The following is a 23,598-nucleotide window of genomic DNA, read 5'->3' as shown; positions in this document are numbered from 1 at the left end:
TCCAAGGTGGATCGTAAATTACAAGAGGCAAAAGTATATTTGCGGATTAATGAGAATGAGATTGAGGTACTGAATCGTAAGAAAAAACATGTACGATGATGGGGTAGAGTTTGAAGACGGGAAACATCCCTACAGTTCTGATCTTGATATTTTTGGTCCCAATTCGTTGTTTGAGCTGGTCAATAGGTGTGCTACGAAGGATGGTGTGTCGGAATTGAAATCTTGGATGGAAGCTCCTGCACAAAAAGAAGAAATAACTGCAAGACAGGAAGCTGTCAATGAGTTAAAGGTCGACCCTGAACATCTACAGGCATTTCAAACTAAAATGCTCTTCAACCTTGGCTCCAAGATCAATCTGAGATCATATATCCACAGCTATTTCCATGATAAATCCTTTCAATTCGGAAATGGATTTTATAAACTTTATGTTCCATTGGTGCCTTGGATATTCCTAGCGGGCATATTATTCTCTGTATTCGTTCAGAATATTTCTGGCTATCTCTTGGGATTAGCAATTATACACCTTTTATGGACGATGTCCCAGGGTGGTAGGGTAAGCCAATTCTCAAATCGGATTGATAAAATTGGAGTTTCCTTAATCGGTTTTTCCGATGCCATCAAACTCATGGAAGACAGAAAGTATGTAGCTCCCTTGAATCAGGAATTACAACGTAAAATTGAAGTGGATGCACATCAAAAGAAGTTGTCTAGCATTATCAGTGAATTGGGAAAGCTTATCGACAAATTGGATGTTAGAAATAACATGTTGGTCGGTGCCATTCTGAATATGCTGTTCTTATGGGATTTCAAACAGGTAATGGCAATCAGTAAATGGAAGAACCAATATGAAGATTCCATCCTTTCCGGATTTGATGCGGTTGCTAAATATGAGAGTTTAGTCTCTTTGGCTTTACTTGCTTACAACCATCCAGGCTGGACACAACCTGTAATTAAAGATAATTTTGAAAACGATCATGTGCTAGCAATCGAAGTGAACCATCCTTTGATTCCAGAAACCAAATCTGTAGGAAATGATTATGAAGCAAATGATCATAAAATTGCGCTGATTACTGGAAGTAATATGGCAGGGAAAAGTACTTTCCTACGTACAATTGGTATCAATGCGGTATTGGCCTACACGGGAGCAGTGACCTGCGCTAAAAAAGTTTGAATTGCCGATTTATGAATTGGTGACCTACATGCGTATTAAGGATTCTTTGAATGAAAGTACCTCAACTTTTAAAGCTGAATTAGATCGTATGAAATTCATCCTCGAGCGAGTGAAAAACATCAAATCAAGCTATTTTCTTATAGATGAGATGTTGAGAGGTACAAACTCGGTCGATAAATATTTAGGTTCAAAGGCAATCATCAAAAAACTGATAAGTTTAGATGGGCGTGGTATGTTGGCGACCCACGACTTGCAGCTTTCAGAATTAGTTAACGACTATCCGGGTTACTTAAAAAATTACCATTTTGATATTCAGGTACAAGGGTCGGAAATGTTATTTGATTATAAATTAAAAGACGGTGCATGTACCATCTTTAATGCTTCAATGCTATTGAAAGGCATCGGTATAGTCGTTGAAAGCGAAAAAGTTGATTAACTTTGCGCTTTCAAATTTTATAATGACTGTTCAAGAACGTATCGACCAAAGTGAAACACGTATTACAATGACTGTGTTTCCTTCCCTTACCAATCACCACGACACTTTATTTGGCGGAAAAGCCATGGCGATAATGGATGAGGTTTCCTTTATGTGTGCAACCCGTTTCTGTCGAAAATCATTGGTTACGGTCTCCACCGATAAAATTGACTTCCACAAAGCCATACCTTCTGGAAGTATTGTTGAAGCGATAGCAAGGGTTGAGAGTGTAGGAAGAACCAGCTTAAAAGTATATGTAGAAATATACTTGGAAAGCATGTACGAAGACGGACGCGAATTAGCAATACAAGGAAGATTTACTTTCGTTGCCCTAGATGATAACAAAAAACCTGTGCCTGTATTACAAGGTCTGGACGTTCAATAAAATTATTCGATTTTGGCCCTTTCATATTGAGGGGGCCAATTGATATCTTCTCCCATTTCCTTTGCCCATTCATATACTAAATGTGGATGACGCAAGAACTCCCTGCCAATCAGAACAAAGTCTGCAGCAGCTCGATTAATGATATCTTTGGCCTGTTTTGCAGAAGTAATCAAACCTACAGTTCCGGTACAGATCTCAGTAGAGTTTTTGATTTCATCGGCAAATGGAACTTGATATCCAGGTTCTACAGGAATCTGTTGGTAGGAAACCGCTCCACCTGAAGAAATATCAGCAACTTCAACACCTAGCAGCTTTAAAATCTTTACCAATTCTATCGTTTGTTCCAGATCCCAGCCTCCTTCAGCCCAATCCGTAGCAGACAATCGAACCCATAGAGACTGTTCCTTACCCAATTCTTCCTTTACCGCATGGACAATCTCAAGTAAAAAATGAATTCTGTTTTCAAATGGTCCGCTATAATGGTCATCCCTCAAATTTACTAGGGGTGATAGAAACTGATGGATGAGATACCCATGGGCAGCATGGATTTCAATAACTTTATAACCTGCTGAAACAGCTCTGCGGGCAGCTAGTTTAAATTCATAAACAACCGCCTGTATATCCGCAAGTGTCATCTCTGTAGGCGGAATTACATAGTCATGGTAAGGAATAGCTGATGGAGCAATAGTCTGCCAGCCATGTTCTTCATCTGGACTGAACTGTTTTCTTGCTGATCCAGGGTTTATCAGTGCTACCCTTTCTTCCGGCATGTGCCAACTGAATGCCGGGAATACTTCCTTGACTGCTTATGAATTCTGTAATCTGTTTAAGTTTTCAATATGCTCATCTGACCAAATTCCCAAATCTCCATAAGATATTCTTCCAATCGCACTTACAGCTGTAGCTTCCTGAATCACAACTGCCGCTCTACCAATCGCAAACTGACCCAAATGAACCAAATGCCAGTCAGTGGCAAAACCATTAATGGCTGAATATTGACACATGGGGGAAACAACAATTCTATTGGATAATGTCATATTCTTGAGTGGTAGTTCGGAAAATAAGGAATGCTTCGCTTTCATATTCTAAAGTTATAAGAATAATATAAAATAGCCCAGTTGATATATGTTTATTTCAAAGGCACAAGAAATTAGTGATAGAGCTTAAAAGCAAACTTTGTTTACAGAAGTTGGTTTCGAAAATGACTTAATTATTAAAGGTGACAATTCTAATGAGTATAAGTTGGCTAGCGCAATCTATGCCCCAATTGGGAGTGGGATATTACTCATTCCTTACTACTTCAGGTAGATTTTTCAATTCATCATCTGTAAATAATCGGTAATGAATTTTGAATGTTTTCCCCATTGGGGTTTCCAATGAAAAGCCTCCTGGGCCGAATCCATCCAATACATCCCAAGGTGAAATGTGAGAATTTCCAATATTCAAATAAGTCTCGGTCAACCCAGAATTCAAATCCCTCTACCAAACCAATCATGGCATCGTTCATCCTTGGATAAAATCCACCTTTTTCAAAACATTGAGGTTGCGTTCCTTCACAACATCCACCGCCTGATAGAACATTAATGGGCCATGTTTTTCTACCAATTCCTTGATTACTGCTTTTGCAGCGTCTGTTACATCTATTCTTGAAGTCATAATCCTCGATTTTGGATGAAAAAGGGGTTATGAATATAACCCCTTATCACACATTTAACTATTAACTACTCTTTTATTAAAAGAAGCCAAGCTTTTCTTTGCTATAGGAGATAAGCATATTCTTAGCTTGACGATAGTAGGCTAACATCATTTTGTGGTTTTCACGGCCGATTCCCGACTGCTTATAACCACCGAAAGGAGCACCTGCAGGGTAACTATGGTATTGATTTACCCATACACGTCCTGCTTGGATAGCTCTAGGCACCATGTATAGTTCATGGGCATCACGAGTCCAAACACCTGCACCTAATCCATAGTTCGTATCATTGGCAATCTCAATTGCTTCATTGACATCCTTAAAGGTTGTAACGGCCAATACAGGTCCGAATATCTCCTCTTGGAAGATGCGCATTTTATTATTGCCCTTGAAAAGGGTAGGTTTGATGTAATATCCATCATTGATATCGCCACCCAATTGGTTCTCATCACCTCCGTCAATACTTCAGCACCCTCTTCTTTACCCAATTTGATATAAGACATAATTTTATCCTTTTGGATTTTTGATGCCTGTGCACCCATCATAACAGTAGGGTCTAATGGATTTCCTACTTTGATTTGGTTCACGCGCTCTACAACACGCTCAATAAACTTGTCATAGATCGACTCTTGAATCAACAATCGGGATGGACATTGTACAGATCTCACCTTGGTTCAAAGCAAATAATACAGCTCCTTCAATCGCTTTATCTAGGAATGAATCATCCTCAGCCATCACAGATTCAAAGAAAATATTAGGAGATTTACCACCCAATTCTAAGGTAACCGGTATAATGTTTTCTGTAGCATATTGCATCACCATACGCCCAGTTGCAGTTGAACCAGTAAATGCTGCTTTCGCTACTTTAGGATGAGTAACCAATTGGCGACCCAATTCTGAACCAAATCCATTGATTACATTTACCACTCCTGGAGGAAGCAAGTCTCCGATGATTTCCATCAACACCATAATGGATGTCGGTGTACTTTCAGCTGGCTTTAACACAACTGTACATCCAGCTGCTAATGCAGGGGCCAATTTCCAAACAGCCATAAGAATAGGGAAATTCCAAGGGATGATCTGTGCAACAACTCCAATTGGTTCGTTTACTATTAAGGAAACAGTCGTGCTATCAAGTTCTGATAAAGATCCTTCCTCAGCTCTGATTACCCCTCCAAAATAACGGAAATGGTCGATGGCCAAAGGAATATCAGCATTTAAAGTTTCGCGGACTGCTTTACCATTGTCGATGGTTTCTACAGCAGCAATTTCCTCCAAATGTTGCTCTATTCTGTCTGCTATCTTGAATAATATATTACTGCGTTCGGTAGCTGAAGTTTTGCTCCATGTTTCAAATGCTTTAGCTGCAGCTTCTACAGCCTTGTCAATGTCCTCTTTGGTCGAATGCGCAACTTGTGTGAATGGCTGTCCATCAATAGGTGAGATGTTGTCAAAATATTTACCTTGAGTTGGCGGAACAAAAGTTCCATTAATGTAATTATCATAACGCTCTTTAAACGTCGGTCTTTTAATTTCGCTCATAGTTTTGTTTTTACTAAGTTTATATTTGGACTCTTTCCCAAATTTACCAAGCGGTAATTTTTTTGAATAGCATTATCCTCGCTATTCATAGCATAATAATATCATTACGCTGTTTTTGTTTTGTGATAATTTTTTTAAATTTGATTAACAGCCAATTATAAAATAAAATCACTATGGGAAAGAATAATCTAGTCCGTGAACTACCATATTCTAAGGAGAGGGAATTGAATACATTGGTTGAAAATAGGAGAGCCTATACATTGAATAGTTTCGAGTTGAATGTATATGAAACTTATCAGCCAGTCATCTCGTCCCGCTAAAGTTCAATGATATGGTTATTATCAATATGCTCAAGGGGAAAAAAATAATGCATTTGGAAGATATCCCAGCATTTGATTATTTACCCGGTGAAACTTTGGTCCTTCCTGCACATAGAAAAATGCAAATCGACTTTCCTGAAGCTCAGATCCAGGATCCCACGCAATGTACAGCTTTGTTGATCTCTGCAGACAAGATTGAAGAAACAATTCAATATTTGAACAAGACTTACCCAAGAATAGAAAATAAATTATCATGGGATTTCTCATGGAATAAATTCCATTTGGTAAATACGGATGAGTTGGCTACCCTAACCAGCAAGTTGTTTACGAATATGATCAGCAGTGATCCATATAAAGACGTGCTAGCTGATTTGCTTTTTAAAGAATTGCTGATCAGAATTATCCAACAGCAGCAATTGGGCGAATTAATGGAACCAACGGCACAGGTTAATGAGTCGATTTCTCATTTGAAAAAATATATTCGGAACATTTATCTGAAAAACTAACGATTGATGATCTAAGCCTAAAAGCGAATATGAGTAAAGCGAGCCTTTTCAGGTTGTTCAAGGATGAATATGGCATTACACCGATGGAGTTGGTGATTCAAGAGCGTCTTCGAAAAGCTAAGGAAATGCTGAGTGCAAATATGACTATCAAAGAAGTTTGTTATGCCTGTGGCTTCAGCGATGTCAATTATTTTATCAGAATATTCAAATCAAGAGAACAGATTACTCCTGGAAATTATCAGCGGAAGAGTGATATTAGCGTTTCATAGCGCGGTCAAGCTCTCTTTTGCTTTCACGTTCTTTGATGGTTTCACGCTTATCAAAGTCTTTTTTACCCTGAGCCAAGGCGATCTCCACTTTGGCAAATCCTCTTTCATTGATGAAAATCCTCAATGGGACGATTGTAAACCCTTTTTCTTCCCCTTTTTCACGTAGTTTTTTCAGTTCTTTTTTCGTCAACAAAAGCTTTCTGTCCCTTTTAGATTCATGATTATAGAACGAACCGAAAGAGTATTCTGCGATGTGCATATTTCTGATATAGAGCCCATCTTCAAAAAATGCACAGAAACTATCGTTGATATTTGCCTTGCCTTCACGGATGGATTTTATCTCGGTACCCAATAAAGCCAAACCGGCAACATAGGTGTCAAGTAGGTGATACTCAAAGGATGCGCGCTTGTTTTTGATGTTAACCGTTGATGAAATTGCCATTTTTATTATTTATATTGAAGCACAAATGTAAGAATTTATGAATTTTTGCAAAATTTCAAAGTAATTTACTGTAAACATTCTCTTAATATTAATTTAATTTTATGATATTTATATGTCAATCAAAACATAATTTGAAGTTTAAGTTTTGTATGTTTGCGTCGATTTTTTGTAAAGAAAGGTAATATAAGCATGATTTTATTATGTTAATAAATCTAGTTTTGTACCTTTGTGGGATTTTTGACGATTTTTGTTAAAAGTTCAAAAAGTAAATATTATTGAGAAAATAGATACCTGACGAATGAGCAAGGGAAAATTAAACGAAAGAACCGCGCGTTTTTTAAATGGCGAGTTGGGCGATATCAAGTCAAAAAACTTATATGCTTATTTTAGACCTATCCAATCCAAACAAGATACAGAGGTTAAAATTGATGGGCGCAGGGTTTTGATGTTTGGTTCAAATTCCTATTTAGGGTTAACTACTGACCCACGTATTATCAAAGCTTCTCAAGATGCATTGGAAAAGTATGGTACTGGATGCGCAGGATCTCGTTTTTTAAATGGAACCTTGGATATTCACGTTGAATTGGAAGAAAAACTTGCTGATTATGTAGGCCAAGGAAGCTGCAATTCTTTTCAGCACAGGTTTTCAATCTAACTTAGGTCCTTTATCTTGTTTGACTGGTCGTCATGACTATATCCTACTTGACGAAACGTGACCATGCTTCGATTATCGACGGCTCTCGTCTTTCATTCTCTAAAGTAATCAAATACGCACATAATAACATTGATGATTTAAGAGACAAAATGTCTCGTTTACCTGAAGAGAGCTTCAAATTGATTGCTACCGATGGCATTTTCTCTATGGAAGGTGATATCGTTAAACTACCTGAGCTTGTTCAAGTAGCAAACGAATATGATGCTGCCATATTATGTGATGATGCACATAGTTTGGGTGTAATCGGTGAAAAAGGTGCCGGTACAGCAAGCCACTTTGGTTTGACTGATCAAGTAGACCTGATCATGGGTACATTCAGTAAATCATTCGCTTCTTTGGGAGGTTTTGTGGCTGCAGATAGCGATACAATCGAATACCTTAAACATAGAGCAAGATCGTTGATGTTCAGCGCCAGTATGACTCCTGCTTCTGTAGCTTCTACATTGAAAGCATTAGAGATCATTCAAACTGAGCCTGAACATATCGAAAGATTATGGGCAAACACAAATTATGCTAAGAAATTGTTGTTAGAAAACGGTTTTGACCTAGGTGCTACTGAAAGTCCTATCTTACCAGTCTTCGTAAGAAACAACGAAAAAACATATATTGTTACCAAAATGCTACAGGACGACGGAGTTTTCGTGAACCCAGTAGTTGCGCCTGCAGTACCAGCTGAGGAATCCTTGATCCGTTTCTCTCTTATGGCTACACATACGTTCGACCAGATCGATGAAGCTGTTGAGAAAATGACTAAGGTTTTCAAAACGTTGGAGGTAGAAAGTTTTAGCGAATAAAATTTTATCAAGGTGATTACGATAGTTCCTGGTTGAAACTAAAAAACAAAGAGCAAAATTCATCGATTTTCCTCATGACCTTTATGAAGGAGATCCGAATTATGTTCCTGAGCTTTTGTTGCACAGGATGATATGTTAAATCCTAATAAACATCCTTTCTTCAAACACTCCTCCCTGCAACTTTTCTTAGCCTACCAAGGCGAAAAGATCGTAGGTAGGATTGCCGGAATCTACAATACAAACCACAACGCCTTCAATAATGTCAATGAAGGCCAATTTGGATTTTTCGATTGTATCAACGACCAAGAGGTGGCCGACAAGTTGTTTCAGGCAGCAGAAGAATGGGTTAAAGAAAAGGGAGCCAACAATATCGTTGGACCAATCAACCTGACCACCAATGATTCAACAGGATTATTAGTGGAAGGCTTTGACAGACCTCCGATGGCAATGATGCCATACAACTTCCCTTATTATCAAGATTTGATTTTGCAGGCCGGCTTTGAGAAAAAAGTCGACTTAAGAGCTTATCTTGTCAATAAGGAAAATTCCAATAAACGCTCTGTAATGTTACTCGATAAATTGGAAGAAAGGTTGGGTAGATCTGGAATTATATTGAGACAGATTAACTTGAAGGATTTTGCCAATGAGGCAGAAAAGATCAAGAAAGTCTATAATAAGGCTTGGGACAAAAACTTAGGTTTCGTTCCAATGACTGACGATGAATTTGCACATACCGCAAAAGATTTAAAGATGATCGTTGATCCGAAATACTGTATTGTTGCAGAAAAGGACAATGAGCTCATCGGTTTTGCACTTGGTATTCCAAATATTAATGAAATCCAAATCAAAATTAAACGAGGAAGACTGTTCCCGACAGGAATTTTCAAAGCTATTATTTGGAAGAAAAAAGATCAAATCCCTAAGGGTATTGATGCTTGGTGTTTTGGATAATTATAGAAAATTGGGAATTGAAGCTTGTTTGTATGGGAGGATTATCAAGAATGCCATCCCATCTGGCATCGAGGAAGCTGAATGCTCTTGGATGTTGGACCACAACTACCTCATGAATCACGCTATTGAACAAATCAATGCCGAATTCTATAAGCGGTATCGTCTTTTTGAAAAAGCGATATGAAAAAAAAGATTTTCATAACTGGTGCGAGCGGTTTTGTAGGCTCTCACCTTGTTGAGGCTGCCCAAAATTTAGGGCTCGAAGTGCATGCTGCGGTCAGAAAATCCAGCAACATCAGGGATATTGAGCCCTTCGTTGATCAATTCGTATTCCCAGACCCTGGGAAACCCACAAGAATTAAAATCCCTTTTCAATAAAGAACAGTACAGCTATATCATCCATGCTGCGGCAATGACAAAAGCAAAGGATGAAAACGTTATGCGACTGGTCAATGTCGGCTATACCGATAGTATCTTGGATGCTGCAACTGCTGCTGAGATGCCTTTGGAGCGGATCAGCTATGTCAGTAGTCTGGCAGCAATTGGCCCCATACCTTATGGCAGCGAAAAACTGATTACTGAAAACACCCCCTATAATCCTTTAACAGTATACGGAAAAAGCAAGGAAGCCTCTGAATTGATGATCCAACAGAAATTCACGGATGCCCCTGTTTCCATTTTTAGGCCTACTGCTGTTTATGGCCCCCGTGAAAAAGATATTTTCATTCTTTTTGACACCATGAAAAAAGGTTTTGATCCTTATATCGGCAGAAATCCGCAGAAATTGAGCTTTATCTATGTGAAAGATCTGGTCGATGTGCTATTGAAGGGTGTTATAGTGAAGCAGGATGGTCTCCAGATTTATAATATTAGCGATGGTGAAGTTTACTCTCGCTATGCTATGGCTGAGATATTTAAGGAAGTATTCCAAAAAAGAATGTTTCGCATGCATGTGCCATTGGGACTTGTGCGGAGCGTGGCAGAAATTTCCCAAAGACTGTATCGCAATTCTTCAAAAACGCCAGTGATCTATCCCGAGCGTTTACGAGAACTGACGGCAGAAAACTGGGGCTGTGATATTACCCATGCGATGAATAATCTTGATTTTAAGCCTCAATATAACCTTCAGACGGGCCTTAAAAGAGAGTTTAATTTGGTACAAAGAAAATAAGTGGCTCTAAAATTTCCTATGAAATGAGTGAACAACAAATCAATAAAAAGCTTTTTCAAGATAGAAAGCGTACGAATATTTTAAGTATTCCAGAACAAAGACTGATCAGTTATCTGGTTCCGAAAATCCCGGAGTGGATCTCCTCAGATGGATTGACGGCCATTGGTCTGTTTGGGTCTTTTATGATCTTGGGCAGCTTTCTACTCGCAGAATATGTCAACATCAACTATCTTCTTTTGGGGATTGTTGGATTTTTTGTTCAGTGGTTTGGAGACTCATTGGACGGAAGGATTGCCTTCTACCGAAATAAATCAAGAAAATGGTATGGCTTTGCCCTAGATATCGTTATGGACTGGGTTTCAACGGTGTTCATCGGACTGGGGTATGTCTTTTATGCTGTCGGCGATTTTAAATATCTTGGTTTTACCTTGGTAGCACTATATGGTTGGGCGATGATAATCTCTCAGCTGAGATACAGGATCACAGATCAATATACGATCGATGCGGGTCTGTTGGGCCCTACTGAAATTAGGGTGATCATCAGCTTGGTCTTGGTTCTTGAGGTTCTAGTGCCAGGTTCCATCAACTATTCAGTGTTGGGAATCTGTATCATCCTGTTCTTTATCAACATTGGGGACACGAAAAAACTTTTGGACCTTGGTGATGCCAAGGATAAAGAAGAAAAAGCGAACAAACTTAAACAAGCAGAAGTAAACGATTAAAGATGTCAGATAAACTTAGGGTATTTCTTCGAGCTCAGTTATCCGCTTTTGTTGGCGGGATATCGGACTTCGGTATTTATACTTTTTGTTATAAGGTTCTGGGATTCACGGCTCCATTTTCGAACGTGGTCAGCGGGAGCCTGGGGGCTATCGTTAACTTTACAATCAATCGGTACTGGTCATTTGGGAATACAGAAAAATCCTTGGGCAGTCAGCTCTGGAAGTTTATTGTTGTAGTTCTTGGTAGTATCACATTGAAGACTTTGGGGATTTTTGTTTTTGTGAATTTATGGCAGTGGCATTTCTTGTTGTCAAAGGCTATTGTTGAAATCGTCGTTTCACTGGGATTCAATTATACCATGCAGAGATTTTGGGTTTTTAAGAAATAGACCTCAACGCTAAATAGAAATTTATTATAAAGCCATCTTGGATTCGGACCAAGGTGGCTTTTTTGTTTTACCCTTGATTTACAGTTTTTCTGTTTCATACTTGATATTGACTCTGAGGGTTCTTGTTATGGTCTTGTTCCTTTCTCGGTATACTCTGGTTTGTCTCTCGTTCGGACCTTGTACGGACCTTGTTCGGAGCTGCTTCGGAAAACACCCGAACGAGGTGCGAACGAGGTGCGAACGAAAGAGGACTGAGAGTGGACGTAGAGTGGAAGGAGAGTGGAAGGAGATTAAAACGACCGCCGTGGCTGGTGTCCTCACCGGCCACCTGTTAAACTATGATTAATCCTGATGAAGATGATTTAACTGTGATTGATCTGATTAGTCGTGATCAACATGATTATCTGTGGAAAGACACAAAGGAGGAAATGTAATCAAAGGTGAAAATGACTGATATGGTTAAACTATGATTGATCTGATTAAACATGATCAACATGATTATACGGAGAAAGGCATAGATGAGACGTGATTTTAATGATCGAAAGATGGAAAGGTGAAAAGTGTAAATGCCCAGAGGCGGAAATGCCAATCAAGGGTGAAAATGATTGACGTGATCTAAAATGTGGATCAAATTTGGAAAGAATTTTTGCCGTGCCGGGCCCTCATTGCCGTGGCCGGTGTCCGCACCGGCCACCGTTCCGTTTCCGTGCCCGCCGGGGTCGGCCGGGGGCGCGCTTTCCCCCGCTGGCGCACCCGGGTGCCGGTAATCTGCTGCCCGGCCGAAAAATTATCTTTCAATGGGATAGCGAGTTACGCCCCTTGGGCAAAAAATGTTGTGCCGTGGTCTTGGAAGTAATGTGCAAATGTCCCTATCTTTGCACCACTCCGCAAGGGAGGGACGGCGGAAACGCCACTGAAATAGGGGGAAGGACGGGCGACACCGCAGGCGGCACATTGCCGGCACGGGAAGCCGAAAAGGGGCCGCGAAAATTATTTCAAAATAAATTTTGCGGATTCGAAAAAAGCTCCTACCTTTGCAGTCCCAACCAGGGGAAACGGCGATGGGCGCGACGCCCGGAGCCAACGGAAATGACAGTTTGAAGGTACATCAGTGTACTTTACAGCATAGAGCCGAAGCGCGAAGCGGAGGCGAGATAAGTTCTTTAAATGATCATGTAGCGCAGCGGAGTTTCCGCAAGGAAGCATACGCTGAAAAGATATACAAGATAAATCAATTCAGGTATCCCGGAGCGGGAGGAAAACATTAAAAACAAGACGTTTCTATTTATTATGAATAGTCACGGTCTTACACTTCATTTTACAATGGAGAGTTTGATCCTGGCTCAGGATGAACGCTAGCGGCAGGCCTAATACATGCAAGTCGGACGGGATCCGGGAGTAGCTTGCTACTTCCGGTGAGAGTGGCGCACGGGTGCGTAACGCGTGAGCAACCTGCCCATATCAGGGGGATAGCCCGGAGAAATCCGGATTAACACCGCATGACACGCCGGGACGGCATCGTTCCGGCGTCAAATATTCATAGGATATGGATGGGCTCGCGTGACATTAGCTAGTTGGTGGGGTAACGGCCCACCAAGGCGACGATGTCTAGGGGCTCTGAGAGGAGAATCCCCCACACTGGTACTGAGACACGGACCAGACTCCTACGGGAGGCAGCAGTAAGGAATATTGGTCAATGGGGGCAACCCTGAACCAGCCATGCCGCGTGCAGGACGACTGCCCTATGGGTTGTAAACTGCTTTTGCCGGGGAATAAACCCCACTACGTGTAGTGGGCTGAACGTACCCGGAGAATAAGGATCGGCTAACTCCGTGCCAGCAGCCGCGGTAATACGGAGGATCCGAGCGTTATCCGGATTTATTGGGTTTAAAGGGTGCGTAGGCGGCACTTTAAGTCAGGGGTGAAAGACGGCAGCTCAACTGTCGCAGTGCCCTTGATACTGAAGTGCTTGAATGCGGTTGAAGACGGCGGAATGAGACAAGTAGCGGTGAAATGCATAGATATGTCTCAGAACACCGATTGCGAAGGCAGCTGTCTAAGCCGTTATTGACGCTGATGCACGAAAGCGTGGGGATCGAACAGGATTAGATACCCTGGTAGTCCACGCCCTAAACGATGATAACTCGATGTTTGCGATATACCGTAAGCGTCCAAGCGAAAGCGTTAAGTTATCCACCTGGGGAGTACGCCCGCAAGGGTGAAACTCAAAGGAATTGACGGGGGCCCGCACAAGCGGAGGAGCATGTGGTTTAATTCGATGATACGCGAGGAACCTTACCCGGGCTTGAAAGTTACTGAAGCATCCAGAGACGGATGCGTCCTTCGGGACAGGAAACTAGGTGCTGCATGGCTGTCGTCAGCTCGTGCCGTGAGGTGTTGGGTTAAGTCCCGCAACGAGCGCAACCCCTATGTCCAGTTGCCAGCACGTAAAGGTGGGGACTCTGGACAGACTGCCTGCGCAAGCAGAGAGGAAGGCGGGGACGACGTCAAGTCATCATGGCCCTTACGTCCGGGGCTACACACGTGCTACAATGGATGGTACAGCGGGCAGCTACACAGCAATGTGATGCCAATCTCGAAAAGCCATTCACAGTTCGGATCGGGGTCTGCAACTCGACCCCGTGAAGTTGGATTCGCTAGTAATCGCGTATCAGCAATGACGCGGTGAATACGTTCCCGGGCCTTGTACACACCGCCCGTCAAGCCATGAAAGCTGGGGGTACCTAAAGCATGTAACCGCAAGGAGCGTGTTAGGGTAAAACCGGTAATTGGGGCTAAGTCGTAACAAGGTAGCCGTACCGGAAGGTGCGGCTGGAATACCTCCTTTCTAGAGCCCGCGCCGGGGCCGCTGCGCCACATACATGATCCAAGGAAAAAAAAGAAGACAGATTCAGAAGAAAGTGCCCATCCCGGTATCGGGGTGATCGTCACCGAGAGAAGATGAGAGAGATAAGCTAGTCCCGTAGCTCAGTTGGTTAGAGCACTACACTGATAATGTAGGGGTCAGCAGTTCAAGTCTGCTCGGGACTACCACCGCGGGGAATTAGCTCAGCTGGCTAGAGCACCTGCCTTGCACGCAGGGGGTCAACGGTTCGAATCCGTTATTCTCCACAGGTCCGCACCTTTTGGTGCGACGAAGAGTTCTTTGACATATTGGAAGAAAAGAGATTAACAAGAGAAGACAACAGAGGTTCACTGCAGCAATGCGGTGCACCGAAAGCAGCCCACCACTTGGCAAAAGGGGTGGTGGCGCGAAGAAAGTAAACAAGGGCACACGGGGGATGCCTAGGCTCTCAGAGGCGATGAAGGACGTGATAAGCTGCGATAAGCCACGGGGATCGGCAAATGCGACTCGATCCGTGGATTTCCGAATGGGGCAACCCGGCATGCTGAAGGCATGCCATCAAATGAGGCGAACGCGCTGAACTGAAACATCTAAGTAGGCGTAGGAGGAGAAAATAACAATGATTTCCCAAGTAGTGGCGAGCGAACGGGAAAGAGCCCAAACCATGCATGTCACGGCATGCATGGGGTTGTAGGACCACGAGGTTGTACTGTGCTATGAACTGGAAGCAGGTGGGAAACTGCGCGATAAGGGTGAGAGCCCCGTACAGGCAAAGAATACAGGCATAGTGGTATCCTGAGTACCGCGGGACCGGAGAAATCCTGTGGGAATCCGCCAGCACCATCTGGCAAGGCTAAATACTCCTGAGAGACCGATAGTGGACCAGTACCGTGAGGGAAAGGTGAAAAGAACCCCGAACAGGGGAGTGAAAAGAACCTGAAACCGTGTGCTTACAAGCGGTCGGAGCGGAGCGATTCCGTGACGGCGTGCCTTTTGCATAATGAGCCTACGAGTTACTCTTGTCCGGCAAGGTTAATGGCTTAAGGCCAGGAGCCGAAGCGAAAAGCGAGTCTGAACAGGGCGCAGAGTCGGACGAGGTAGACGCGAAACCTTGTGATCTACCCTTGGGCAGGTTGAAGGTGCGGTAACACGTACTGGAGGACCGAACCGATAAACGTTGGAAAAGTTTCCGGATGACCTGAGGGTAGGGGTGAAAGGGCCAATCAAACTGGGAAATAGCTCGTACTCCCCGAAATGTTTTTAGGAACAGCGTCGGCATGGAGTCTAGCAGAGGTAGAGCTACCGATTGGGTGCGGGGAGTCAAATCCTACCAAATCCAGACGAACTCCGAATGCTGCTAGATATGGCCGGCAGTGAGGCTTTGGGTGCTAAGGTCCAAGGCCGAGAGGGAAAGAACCCAGACCATCAGCTAAGGTCCCCAAATCCGTTCTAAGTTGAACTAACGAGGTCCGGTTGCCCAGACAGCTAGGATGTTGGCTTGGAAGCAGCCATTCATTTAAAGAGTGCGTAACAGCTCACTAGTCGAGCGGCCGGGCGTGGATAATAAACGGGCATCAAGAACGGTACCGAAGCTATGGATTGCAACTTCGTGTTGCACTGGTAGGGGAGCATTCCATCGGGGGCGAATCCGCAGGGCGACCTGTGGTGGACTGATGGAAAAGCAAATGTAGGCATAAGTAACGATAAGGCGGGTGAGAAACCCGCCCACCGAAAAGACCAAGGTTTCCTGATCAACGCTAATCGGATCAGGGTCAGTCGGGACCTAAGGCGCATCCGAATGGAGGCAGCCGATGGCCAACGGGTTAATATTCCCGTACTGTTGATGACTGCGATGTGGTGACGGAGTAGTGACACTGCCGCGAACTGACGGAATAGTTCGTTGAAGGCAAAGGTATTGGACCGGTAGGCAAATCCGCCGGTACAGCCGAAGCCCGATAGTACAGCAAACCCTCGGGGGCGCTGATAGCGCAGGTAAGCAGACTTCCAAGAAAACCCGCTAAGCTCCAGGTCATCAAGACCCGTACCGCAAACCGACACAGGTGGTCGAGGAGAGGATCCTAAGGTGCTCGAGTGAATCATGGCTAAGGAACTCGGCAAAATGGCCCTGTAACTTCGGGAGAAGGGGCGCTTCCTCCACCTCCGGGTGGAGAAGCCGCAGTGAAAAGGCCCAGGCGACTGTTTAGCAAAAACATATGGCTTTGCGAAAATCGAAAGATGAGGTATAAGGCCTGACACCTGCCCGGTGCTGGAAGGTTAAGAGGGGATGTCATCCGCAAGGAGAAGCATTGAATCGAAGCCCCAGTAAACGGCGGCCGTAACTATAACGGTCCTAAGGTAGCGAAATTCCTTGTCGGGTAAGTTCCGACCTGCACGAATGGTGTAACGATCTGGGCGCTGTCTCAGCCATGAGCTCGGTGAAATTGTGGTATCGGTGAAGACGCCGGTTACCCGCAACGGGACGGAAAGACCCCATGAACCTTCACTATAGCTTAACATTGAAATTGGGTACAGGATGTGTAGGATAGGCGGGAGTAGTCGAAGCGGTTTCGCCAGGAATCGCGGATACGCCCTTGAAATACCGCCCTTTCTGTATTCGGTTTCTAATCCGGCATCCGGGAGACATTGTTTGGTGGGTAGTTTGACTGGGGTGGTCGCCTCCAAAAAGGTAACGGAGGCTTTCAAAGGTAAGCTCAGTACGCTTGGTAACCGTACGAGGAGTGCAATGGCATAAGCTTGCTTGACTGTGAGACCTACAAGTCGACCAGGGTCGAAAGACGGACATAGTGATCCGGTGTTCTGTATGGAAGGGCCATCGCTCAAAGGATAAAAGGTACTCTGGGGATAACAGGCTGATCTCCCCCAAGAGCTCATATCGACGGGGAGGTTTGGCACCTCGATGTCGGCTCGTCACATCCTGGGGCTGGAGAAGGTCCCAAGGGTTGGGCTGTTCGCCCATTAAAGTGGCACGCGAGCTGGGTTCAGAACGTCGCGAGACAGTTCGGTCCCTATCTGTTGTGGGCGCTGGAAGTTTGAGTGGATCTGACCTTAGTACGAGAGGACCGGGTTTGGACGGACGCTGGTGAACCTGTTATGCCGCCAGGTGTACGGCAGGGTAGCTACGTCCGGGATAGATAAGCGCTGAAAGCATCTAAGTGCGAAACTAGCCACGAGATGAGACTTCCTCATAAGGGTCGTCGGAGATTACGACGTCGATAGGCCACAGGTGTAAAGGTTGAGAGACCAAAGCCGAGTGGTACTAATAGCCCGAAGCTTTCCAATGCGGATAGTCTGTTGTCCTCTCTCTTTTTAACCTCCTTTCTTCCAATAACATGTCAATGACAGAGCAATGTCTGTCAAAAAGGTATTCAGGTGCCTATATCGGCGGTGTCCACCTCTTCCCATTCCGAACAGAGAAGTTAAGCCCGCCAGAGCCGATGGTATTGCCGTAACAGGTGGGAGAGTAGGTCGGTGCCTAATTTTATACGGAAGCCCGTTGTCCATGAGGACATCGGGCTTTCCTGTTTTATGGCCGTCCCCCAATTGCCGGCCGCCATGATGGGTCAGCCCCTACAGGGTTGTGTGGCGTCGCATGATCATTTCTATGATAGTTACACCCCTAGCGGGGTTTGTTGGGGTTATACTGGCATTCTTCTATAATAGTTACACCCCTACAGGGTTGTATGGGTTAATATGACATTTTTCTATAATAGTTGCACCCTTAACAGGATTGTTTGGCTTGAAATATCAATTCCGATAATAGCACAACCCATCTGTAGTGACACTATTATAGCGGGGCATTTAACAAACATGCCGCACCTACGGCGCTGGTGTTTGGGGTGATTTTCATTTCTATAGATATTTCATACCTACGGCATTTAAGAGACATTTCAATGCCTCCGGCATTTAACCCCCGATGGGGTTTTTGGGGTTTATGGCCATTTTTTTCTATAATAGTTACACCCCTACAGGGTTGTGTGGCATCGCATGATCATTTTTCTATAATAGTTACACCCCTAGCGGAGTTGCATGGGTTATAAGGACATTGTTCTATAATAGTTACACCCCTACCCAGGGTTGTGTGGCATCGTATAATCATTTCTATAAAAGTTACACCCCCTACAGGGCTGTGTGGCGTCGCATGATCATTTCTAATAATAGTTACACCCCTACAGGGCTGTGTGGCGTCGCTATGATCTATTTTCTATAATAGTTACACCCCTAGCGGGTTGCACGGGTTATAATAACATGTATTCTATAATAGTGTCACCCTTACAGGGGTTGGTTCCCTATGGCTATTATGTGTATGTCTGTTGTCTTATGTCTATTGTCTTATGTCTATTGTTTATGTCTATTTGTCTTATGTCTATTGTCTAATGTCTATTGTCTAATGTCTATTGTCTTATGTCTTATGTCTTTTGTCTATCAATTTTAGGTCCTGTCGCTTACTATCTCATATCTCACATCTTCATATCCCACATCTACCTCCCCATTTATTATAACTAGTTAAACGTTTCTTTATTATTTCAAGGTTAATTTTTGTATTTGTGTTACAAATATATTTTCGAGTATAAACTTTAACCATGGTTTAAAATCATTTTTTAGTTAAATAATAATATTATTAATGAAACTGCTTAATTTTGTAGTGATAGGAAAGAATGTGGATATTCTCAATACCTTGAAGAGGTTGATTGAGAATAACACCGGGTGGACTGCTTATGTGATGGATGATGAAAATGAACTAAAAACTTATCTGAACAACCATCCTGTTGATGTTATTATTTTAAGTTCAGGCCTACCAGAGTTTACCGAAATTGGCATTAAGGCTTATGCACTATGTGTGGATGATCATATTAAGGTCATCCAACATTTTGGAGGTGGCAGCGGGCTTCTTAAGAATGAAATTTATAGTCTTTTCCCTAATTATGAATTTTAACCTTCCTGGTCTCATGTACATTCAAATAGTAAAATAATGTTTGCAAGTATATTCAGTTGACCGCTGAGCAGCAACAGATCTTTATAGATCATCTGAAGATTCGGAAAATTCCTCCAAAGACCATTCTATTACGGGAGGGAGATATCTGTCAGTTTGAAGGTTATATCTATAAAGGGTTGCGTCAGGACGTTTTATGTCAATGAGAATGGTTTTGAAGTAACCATCTCCTTTGGTATTGAAGACTGGTGGGTAAGTGACATTGCATCTTTCCATGACCAAAAGCCTTCCAAATTTTTTATTGAGACCTTAGAAGAAACAGAGATGTTGGTGTTGACACCAACTAGCAAGGCAAAACTCTTGATGGACTTGCCAAAATTTGAGCTGTTCTTCCGGCTATTGGTTCAGCGGAATCTTTCAGTCCTTCAGAATAGGTTGATCAATACCATTGCCACAAAAGGCACCAGAGCGCTATTTGGATTTCTTAAAGCTTTATCCGAGTATCCCCTTACGCGTACCTCAATATTATATTGCTTCATACCTTGGAGTTTCAGCTGAGTTTGTGAGTATCATAAAAAAGAGACTTGCAAAAGGCTGATCATATTATTTTTTTTAATTGAGCCCGGACAATATGTTCGGGCTTTTTTATTTTTTACTAATTAAACATTTCTTTAACTAGTTCAATGGATAGGGGTTTTAGACGTCCTAATTTTGTTTCATCAAACAACAAACAGTAATGGACAGAAAGAATTTCATAAAAAAAGGTTTTGTAGGAACGGGGATGTTCGCAGCTACTGCAGCTTTAGGGAATATCCTAAAAAACGAAATAGAAGAACTAGCACCATTAGATTTTATTGGTTTCAACATATTCCAAATACGGATTCTAATCTCCAGAGACAATTCAGTAATTCATTATTCAACTACCAGAGGCAAGGCGGATCATGGATGGTTGCTGAGCCATCATACCTTCAGTTTTGCCATTATCATAACCCTGAGCGTATGCACTTTGGTGTATTGAGAGTTTTGAATGATGATGTTGTAGAGGGTGGAAAAGGGTTTGGAACCATCCCCATGACAATATGGAAATCATCAGTATTCCATTAGACGGAGATCTGGAACACAAGGATAATTTAGGAAATGTATCTGTGATCAAGAATGGTGATATCCAAGTTATGAGTGCAGGAACAGGAGTTATGCACAGCGAATTCAATTATAATGAAGATCGTCCTGTCAAATTCCTTCAAATATGGATCTATCCAAATCGCCGGAATGTAGCACCAAGATATGATCAACAATCTATAGATCAAAATTCACTCAAAATAGATTCCAACAAATACTGTCCCCTAACCATGATGATGATGGCGTGTGGATACATCAAGATGCTTGGTTTCACTTAGGAGAGTTTGAGGCTGGTGTTATCAGTAATTATAAAATTAAGAAGTCAGGTAATGGTCTATATGTCTTCTTGATTGAGGGAAGTGCGCTGGTAGGTAATCAAAATCTAAATAGTAGGGATGGATTCGGGTTATGGAATATCAGCTCTATAGAAATAAGATCCACTTCACCATCTACCAAAATTCTATTAATGGAAGTCCCAATGATCCTTGGATAATTTATCGGATGGAAAATAAATTTCGCAAAAATACAATACAATAAACAAAATAAAATAACAAACGTTTAATAATTAATCAAAATGAAAAAGTAATCTTAACAATTGCATTAGGTGTAGCTTCACTTATTACATTCGCTCAAAAACCAAGTCCTGAGCTTTTAAATCCGACGAATCATTCTTTAGTCTTAATAGATCACGAAGGTCAAATGGCATTTGCTACTCACAGTATTCCGATGAACGAGTTGAGAGACAATACTGGATTGGTTGCTGGTGCTTCCAAGATTTTCAAAATCCCTACTGTTGTTACTACTGTTGCGGAGAAGTCATTCAGTGGACCCGTATTTCCTGAGATTTTAGAGTTTTACCCAAATACAGCGGAGTTTATCGATAGAACTACGATGAACACTTGGGAAGATGTAAAAGCTTACAAAGCGATTACCGGTAAAGGAAAGAAAAAGATTGTGATGGCAGGTTTATGGACTAGTGTGTGTGTTGTTGGTCCTGTAATGTCAGCATTGAATGATGGTTATGATGTTTATGTGATTACAGATGCTTCAGGAGATGTTACCAAAGAAGCTCATGATCAAGCGATCACAAGAATGGTACAAGCAGGTGCCAAACCGATGACATCAATTCAATATTTATTAGAGCTACAACGTGATTGGGCACGTCAAGACACCTATAAAGCAGTTAACGACCTAGTTGTTAAATATGCTGGATCTTACGGTATTGGGATTCAATACTCAAGAGAGATGTTGAAGCACTAACACTATTAATTCAACAGTAAGCGGGCATGGCAACATGTCCGCTTTAAAAAAACCATACAATTATGTTAAAAAAAGCATTTAGTATTCTTGTGACGGTCGTATTGATCGCCCCAGTATTTGGACAGAGAGCAGACATTATCATTCGTAATGCTCAAGTCACTACTTTATCAGATGAAAACCCAGAGGCTGAGGCTATCGCTATCTCAGGGAACAAAATTCTGAGAACAGGAACAAACAGTGAGATATTGAAATTGAAGGGCAAAAATACAAAGGTTATTGATGCAGGAAATCGTCGTGTTATTCCTGGTTTATTTGATAGCCATAGCCATGTCATCCGCGGAGGACGCTTCTATAATACGGAATTGCGTTGGGATGGGGTAACATCTTTAAAAACTGCACTTCAAATGTTGAAGGAACAGGCATCTAGCACACCTGAAGGCCAATGGATTCGTGTCGTAGGTGGTTGGAACGAATATCAATTTGAAGAAAAACGACTTCCAACTCTTGAAGAAATTAATGCGGTCACAGGTGATGTACCAACATTTATCCTCTATTTATATGGTAAAGCATGGTTGAACAAAGCTGGTATAGCAAAATTAAATATCACTGGTGACACACCTAATCCTCCCGAAGGACTTATAGAAAAGGATGAACAAGGCAATCCGACAGGATTGTTAGTGGCTGAGCCTAACGCATTCATATTATATTCTACCTTGGCAAAACTTCCTGAGCTTACTCCAGAACAAAAAGTGAATTCTACATTAAAATATATGACCGAATTAAACAGAATCGGTGTAACAGGTGTGATGGATGCCGGAGGAGGTTTTCAAAATTTTCCGGATGACTATGGAATAACCGATTCTTTGAACAAAGAAGGGAAAATTACGATTCGCTTACCATATTTCCTGTTTGCACAGAAAAAAGGGAAGGAACTGGAAGACTTTACAAAATGGGTAGGAATGGCAGATGTTGGTAATCATGCCAACAATAAATTCAATCAAATAGACTATTACATTGGTGGTGGTGGTGAAAACCTAGTCGCAGATGCTGCAGATTTCGAGAATTTTCTTTTTCCACGACCAGAATTACCAATGACATTGGAAACCAATCTGAAGGCAGTAATTAGATTATTAGCATTAAAGAAATGGCCGTTTCGTATCCATGCTACATACGATGAGAGTATTACGAGATTTTTAGATATCATTGAAAAAGTAGATGCTCAGGTATCCTTGAAGGATAATATGTGGTTTATAGACCATGCCGAGACGATCAGTGAGGAGAATTTACAGAGGATAAAAAGTTTGGGTGGTGGTGTTGCTATTCAACATAGAATGGCTTACCAAGGTGAATTGTTTATTAAGAGATACGGCAAAAAACCAGCATTGGCTGCGCCTCCTATCAAAAGGATTCTTGAACTGGGTATTCCTGTTGGATTGGGAACAGATGGCACTCGGGTAGCATCCTACAATCCTTGGGTTGCTCTTTACTGGATTACAACAGGAAAAACCATCGGCGGAAACCAAGTAATGGCTGAAGAAAATATACTTGACCGGACCACTGCATTGCGATTAGCAACTCATAAAGGCTATGAATTAATCAAGGATGAAAAGAAGGGTAAGCTTGAAAAAGGATACTATGCGGATTTAGTCATTTTAGACGAAGATTATTTTAAAATTGATGCTGAAAAGATAAAGAATATTACCTCAAAATTGACTATTTTAGATGGCAAAATAGTATATGGTGATAGTGATTATCAGGAGGTAGCTCCCAAGCCTCTTTCAGTATTGCCGGAATGGTCTCCCGTGAAATATTATGGTGGCTACCAAAATCAAAAATAGATAGCCATTGTAAATCTTT

25 protein-coding genes, 2 tRNA genes, 3 rRNA genes and 2 pseudogenes are annotated in these 23,598 nt (G+C 42.3%); 25 read left to right on the top strand and 7 right to left on the bottom strand.

The genetic code is table 11. The annotated features are described in order from the left end of the window. Window positions 1-88: 88 nt before the first annotated feature. The 3 genes from FGL31_RS26510 to FGL31_RS18070 are packed head-to-tail and all read left to right on the top strand — an operon-like array spanning window position 89 to window position 2,031. A complete protein-coding gene (locus tag FGL31_RS26510) occupies window positions 89-1,171 on the top strand; it encodes a MutS family DNA mismatch repair protein (protein ID WP_232046928.1) in 1,083 nt (360 codons plus the stop codon). A 1-nt stretch (window position 1,172) separates the two neighbouring features. Beyond that, the gene (locus FGL31_RS26505) at window positions 1,173-1,607 is read left to right on the top strand and encodes a MutS-related protein (RefSeq protein WP_232046927.1); all 435 of its coding nucleotides are present in this window, start codon (window positions 1,173-1,175) and stop codon (window positions 1,605-1,607) included. Window positions 1,608-1,629: 22 nt separating this feature from the next. Next, window positions 1,630-2,031, top strand: coding sequence for an acyl-CoA thioesterase (locus FGL31_RS18070; RefSeq protein WP_099371879.1), 402 nt, complete (start codon window positions 1,630-1,632; stop codon window positions 2,029-2,031). A gap of 2 nt (window positions 2,032-2,033) precedes the next feature. Here FGL31_RS18070 and FGL31_RS18065 read toward each other — a convergent pair whose 3' ends face one another. The 6 genes and pseudogenes from FGL31_RS18065 to FGL31_RS30405 all read right to left on the bottom strand — a co-directional run bounded on the left by FGL31_RS18065 (window position 2,034) and on the right by FGL31_RS30405 (window position 5,266). Continuing rightward, window positions 2,034-2,801, bottom strand: a complete 768-nt coding sequence (locus FGL31_RS18065; protein ID WP_232046926.1) for an oxidoreductase — start codon at window positions 2,799-2,801, stop codon at window positions 2,034-2,036. A gap of 36 nt (window positions 2,802-2,837) precedes the next feature. Next, window positions 2,838-3,113, bottom strand: coding sequence for an oxidoreductase (locus FGL31_RS26500; protein ID WP_232046925.1), 276 nt, complete (start codon window positions 3,111-3,113; stop codon window positions 2,838-2,840). Window positions 3,114-3,352: 239 nt separating this feature from the next. After that, a complete protein-coding gene (locus FGL31_RS18060; protein WP_232047178.1) occupies window positions 3,353-3,616 on the bottom strand; it encodes a DUF779 domain-containing protein in 264 nt (87 codons plus the stop codon). A 147-nt stretch (window positions 3,617-3,763) separates the two neighbouring features. After that, the gene (locus FGL31_RS30415) at window positions 3,764-4,162 is read right to left on the bottom strand and encodes an aldehyde dehydrogenase family protein (protein ID WP_317131069.1); all 399 of its coding nucleotides are present in this window, start codon (window positions 4,160-4,162) and stop codon (window positions 3,764-3,766) included. A gap of 80 nt (window positions 4,163-4,242) precedes the next feature. Continuing rightward, window positions 4,243-4,392, bottom strand: a pseudogene (locus FGL31_RS30410) (aldehyde dehydrogenase family protein); the annotation flags it as partial. Beyond that, window positions 4,340-5,266, bottom strand: a complete 927-nt coding sequence (locus tag FGL31_RS30405) for an aldehyde dehydrogenase family protein (RefSeq protein WP_317131068.1) — start codon at window positions 5,264-5,266, stop codon at window positions 4,340-4,342. The gene FGL31_RS30405 and the pseudogene FGL31_RS30410, both read right to left, overlap by 53 nt. 331 nt (window positions 5,267-5,597) lie before the next feature. On the opposite strand from FGL31_RS30405, the gene FGL31_RS26495 reads away from it, so the two are divergent. Together FGL31_RS26495 and FGL31_RS26490 are read left to right on the top strand one after the other, a co-directional pair. Further along, window positions 5,598-6,092, top strand: coding sequence for an AraC family transcriptional regulator N-terminal domain-containing protein (locus FGL31_RS26495; RefSeq protein WP_232046924.1), 495 nt, complete (start codon window positions 5,598-5,600; stop codon window positions 6,090-6,092). A 29-nt stretch (window positions 6,093-6,121) separates the two neighbouring features. Beyond that, window positions 6,122-6,361, top strand: a complete 240-nt coding sequence (locus tag FGL31_RS26490; RefSeq protein WP_232046923.1) for a helix-turn-helix domain-containing protein — start codon at window positions 6,122-6,124, stop codon at window positions 6,359-6,361. Here the strand turns inward: FGL31_RS26490 and smpB are convergent. After that, window positions 6,348-6,803 carry an SsrA-binding protein SmpB gene (smpB, locus tag FGL31_RS18045; RefSeq protein ID WP_094257745.1) on the bottom strand — a complete coding sequence of 152 codons (456 nt, stop codon included), beginning with the start codon at window positions 6,801-6,803 and terminating at the stop codon, window positions 6,348-6,350. The genes FGL31_RS26490 and smpB overlap by 14 nt on opposite strands. Before the next feature lie 298 nt (window positions 6,804-7,101). On the opposite strand from smpB, the gene FGL31_RS28320 reads away from it, so the two are divergent. The 20 genes and pseudogenes from FGL31_RS28320 (at window position 7,102) to FGL31_RS17970 (ending at window position 23,579) form a co-directional block, all read left to right on the top strand. Next, window positions 7,102-7,458, top strand: coding sequence for a PLP-dependent aminotransferase family protein (locus FGL31_RS28320; protein WP_262709168.1), 357 nt, complete (start codon window positions 7,102-7,104; stop codon window positions 7,456-7,458). Between the two features lie 32 nt (window positions 7,459-7,490). After that, complete coding sequence (locus FGL31_RS18040; protein WP_262709167.1) at window positions 7,491-8,312, top strand: aminotransferase class I/II-fold pyridoxal phosphate-dependent enzyme; 822 nt, start codon at window positions 7,491-7,493, stop codon at window positions 8,310-8,312. A 132-nt stretch (window positions 8,313-8,444) separates the two neighbouring features. Further along, window positions 8,445-9,263 (top strand): hypothetical protein, encoded by an 819-nt coding sequence (locus FGL31_RS18035; protein ID WP_232046922.1) that lies wholly within the window; start codon window positions 8,445-8,447, stop codon window positions 9,261-9,263. Further along, window positions 9,241-9,447, top strand: a complete 207-nt coding sequence (locus FGL31_RS26485) for a hypothetical protein (protein ID WP_232046921.1) — start codon at window positions 9,241-9,243, stop codon at window positions 9,445-9,447. Before FGL31_RS18035 ends, FGL31_RS26485 begins: the two co-directional genes overlap by 23 nt. Continuing rightward, window positions 9,444-9,515, top strand: a pseudogene (locus FGL31_RS30000) (NAD-dependent epimerase/dehydratase family protein); the annotation flags it as partial. The gene FGL31_RS26485 and the pseudogene FGL31_RS30000, both read left to right, overlap by 4 nt. 16 nt (window positions 9,516-9,531) lie before the next feature. Further along, complete coding sequence (locus FGL31_RS18030) at window positions 9,532-10,434, top strand: NAD-dependent epimerase/dehydratase family protein (protein WP_232046920.1); 903 nt, start codon at window positions 9,532-9,534, stop codon at window positions 10,432-10,434. A 23-nt stretch (window positions 10,435-10,457) separates the two neighbouring features. Then, window positions 10,458-11,156: a CDP-alcohol phosphatidyltransferase family protein gene (locus FGL31_RS18025; protein ID WP_138093530.1), complete on the top strand. Its 699-nt coding sequence runs from the start codon at window positions 10,458-10,460 to the stop codon at window positions 11,154-11,156. Window positions 11,157-11,158: 2 nt separating this feature from the next. Beyond that, window positions 11,159-11,545 carry a GtrA family protein gene (locus tag FGL31_RS18020; protein WP_099371870.1) on the top strand — a complete coding sequence of 129 codons (387 nt, stop codon included), beginning with the start codon at window positions 11,159-11,161 and terminating at the stop codon, window positions 11,543-11,545. A 1,320-nt stretch (window positions 11,546-12,865) separates the two neighbouring features. Then, window positions 12,866-14,393 (top strand): 16S ribosomal RNA (locus tag FGL31_RS18015). 129 nt (window positions 14,394-14,522) lie between these two features. After that, a tRNA-Ile gene (locus FGL31_RS18010) sits at window positions 14,523-14,599 on the top strand. A gap of 4 nt (window positions 14,600-14,603) precedes the next feature. Beyond that, window positions 14,604-14,677 (top strand) — tRNA-Ala (locus FGL31_RS18005). A gap of 143 nt (window positions 14,678-14,820) precedes the next feature. Continuing rightward, window positions 14,821-17,711: ribosomal RNA gene (locus FGL31_RS18000) — 23S ribosomal RNA — on the top strand. Window positions 17,712-17,797: 86 nt separating this feature from the next. After that, window positions 17,798-17,909 (top strand): 5S ribosomal RNA (gene rrf, locus FGL31_RS17995). Together the 16S, 23S and 5S rRNA genes with 2 tRNA genes alongside form the textbook arrangement of a ribosomal RNA operon. Window positions 17,910-19,053: 1,144 nt before the next feature. Further along, window positions 19,054-19,365 carry a hypothetical protein gene (locus FGL31_RS17990; RefSeq protein ID WP_099371850.1) on the top strand — a complete coding sequence of 104 codons (312 nt, stop codon included), beginning with the start codon at window positions 19,054-19,056 and terminating at the stop codon, window positions 19,363-19,365. Between the two features lie 153 nt (window positions 19,366-19,518). Next, window positions 19,519-19,920, top strand: coding sequence for a Crp/Fnr family transcriptional regulator (locus FGL31_RS17985; RefSeq protein WP_197734309.1), 402 nt, complete (start codon window positions 19,519-19,521; stop codon window positions 19,918-19,920). A 178-nt stretch (window positions 19,921-20,098) separates the two neighbouring features. After that, complete coding sequence (locus FGL31_RS26475) at window positions 20,099-20,380, top strand: hypothetical protein (RefSeq protein ID WP_232046919.1); 282 nt, start codon at window positions 20,099-20,101, stop codon at window positions 20,378-20,380. Window positions 20,381-20,441: 61 nt separating this feature from the next. Next, window positions 20,442-20,759 (top strand): pirin family protein, encoded by a 318-nt coding sequence (locus tag FGL31_RS26470; RefSeq protein ID WP_232046918.1) that lies wholly within the window; start codon window positions 20,442-20,444, stop codon window positions 20,757-20,759. Beyond that, entirely contained in the window at window positions 20,726-20,974 is a 249-nt protein-coding gene (locus FGL31_RS26465; RefSeq protein ID WP_232046917.1) for a pirin family protein, read from the top strand. The genes FGL31_RS26470 and FGL31_RS26465 overlap by 34 nt, the downstream gene beginning before the upstream one ends. A gap of 92 nt (window positions 20,975-21,066) precedes the next feature. Next, entirely contained in the window at window positions 21,067-21,741 is a 675-nt protein-coding gene (locus tag FGL31_RS17975; RefSeq protein ID WP_317131150.1) for a hydrolase, read from the top strand. Between the two features lie 62 nt (window positions 21,742-21,803). Next, complete coding sequence (locus FGL31_RS17970) at window positions 21,804-23,579, top strand: amidohydrolase (RefSeq protein ID WP_138093524.1); 1,776 nt, start codon at window positions 21,804-21,806, stop codon at window positions 23,577-23,579. The last annotated feature ends 19 nt before the right edge of the window (window positions 23,580-23,598 follow it).

The organism is Sphingobacterium daejeonense (assembly GCF_901472535.1).
Classification (GTDB): domain Bacteria; phylum Bacteroidota; class Bacteroidia; order Sphingobacteriales; family Sphingobacteriaceae; genus Sphingobacterium; species Sphingobacterium daejeonense.
This window is presented reverse-complemented; position numbering and strand designations above follow the sequence as displayed.

Coding starts and splice junctions, on each gene's coding strand:
- FGL31_RS17970 (WP_138093524.1), top strand. CDS start 21,804: ATGTTAAAAAAAGCATTTAGTATTCTTGTGACGGTCGTATTGATCGCC.
- FGL31_RS18025 (WP_138093530.1), top strand. CDS start 10,458: ATGAGTGAACAACAAATCAATAAAAAGCTTTTTCAAGATAGAAAGCGT.
- FGL31_RS26500 (WP_232046925.1), bottom strand. CDS start 3,113: ATGAAAGCGAAGCATTCCTTATTTTCCGAACTACCACTCAAGAATATG.
- FGL31_RS18070 (WP_099371879.1), top strand. CDS start 1,630: ATGACTGTTCAAGAACGTATCGACCAAAGTGAAACACGTATTACAATG.
- FGL31_RS26470 (WP_232046918.1), top strand. CDS start 20,442: ATGGAAATCATCAGTATTCCATTAGACGGAGATCTGGAACACAAGGAT.
- FGL31_RS26490 (WP_232046923.1), top strand. CDS start 6,122: ATGAGTAAAGCGAGCCTTTTCAGGTTGTTCAAGGATGAATATGGCATT.
- FGL31_RS18020 (WP_099371870.1), top strand. CDS start 11,159: ATGTCAGATAAACTTAGGGTATTTCTTCGAGCTCAGTTATCCGCTTTT.
- FGL31_RS18040 (WP_262709167.1), top strand. CDS start 7,491: ATGACTATATCCTACTTGACGAAACGTGACCATGCTTCGATTATCGAC.
- FGL31_RS28320 (WP_262709168.1), top strand. CDS start 7,102: ATGAGCAAGGGAAAATTAAACGAAAGAACCGCGCGTTTTTTAAATGGC.
- FGL31_RS26495 (WP_232046924.1), top strand. CDS start 5,598: ATGGTTATTATCAATATGCTCAAGGGGAAAAAAATAATGCATTTGGAA.
- FGL31_RS30405 (WP_317131068.1), bottom strand. CDS start 5,266: ATGAGCGAAATTAAAAGACCGACGTTTAAAGAGCGTTATGATAATTAC.
- smpB (WP_094257745.1), bottom strand. CDS start 6,803: ATGGCAATTTCATCAACGGTTAACATCAAAAACAAGCGCGCATCCTTT.
- FGL31_RS18035 (WP_232046922.1), top strand. CDS start 8,445: ATGTTAAATCCTAATAAACATCCTTTCTTCAAACACTCCTCCCTGCAA.
- FGL31_RS26510 (WP_232046928.1), top strand. CDS start 89: ATGTACGATGATGGGGTAGAGTTTGAAGACGGGAAACATCCCTACAGT.
- FGL31_RS18065 (WP_232046926.1), bottom strand. CDS start 2,801: ATGCCGGAAGAAAGGGTAGCACTGATAAACCCTGGATCAGCAAGAAAA.
- FGL31_RS18030 (WP_232046920.1), top strand. CDS start 9,532: ATGCTGCGGTCAGAAAATCCAGCAACATCAGGGATATTGAGCCCTTCG.
- FGL31_RS17990 (WP_099371850.1), top strand. CDS start 19,054: ATGAAACTGCTTAATTTTGTAGTGATAGGAAAGAATGTGGATATTCTC.
- FGL31_RS26475 (WP_232046919.1), top strand. CDS start 20,099: ATGGACAGAAAGAATTTCATAAAAAAAGGTTTTGTAGGAACGGGGATG.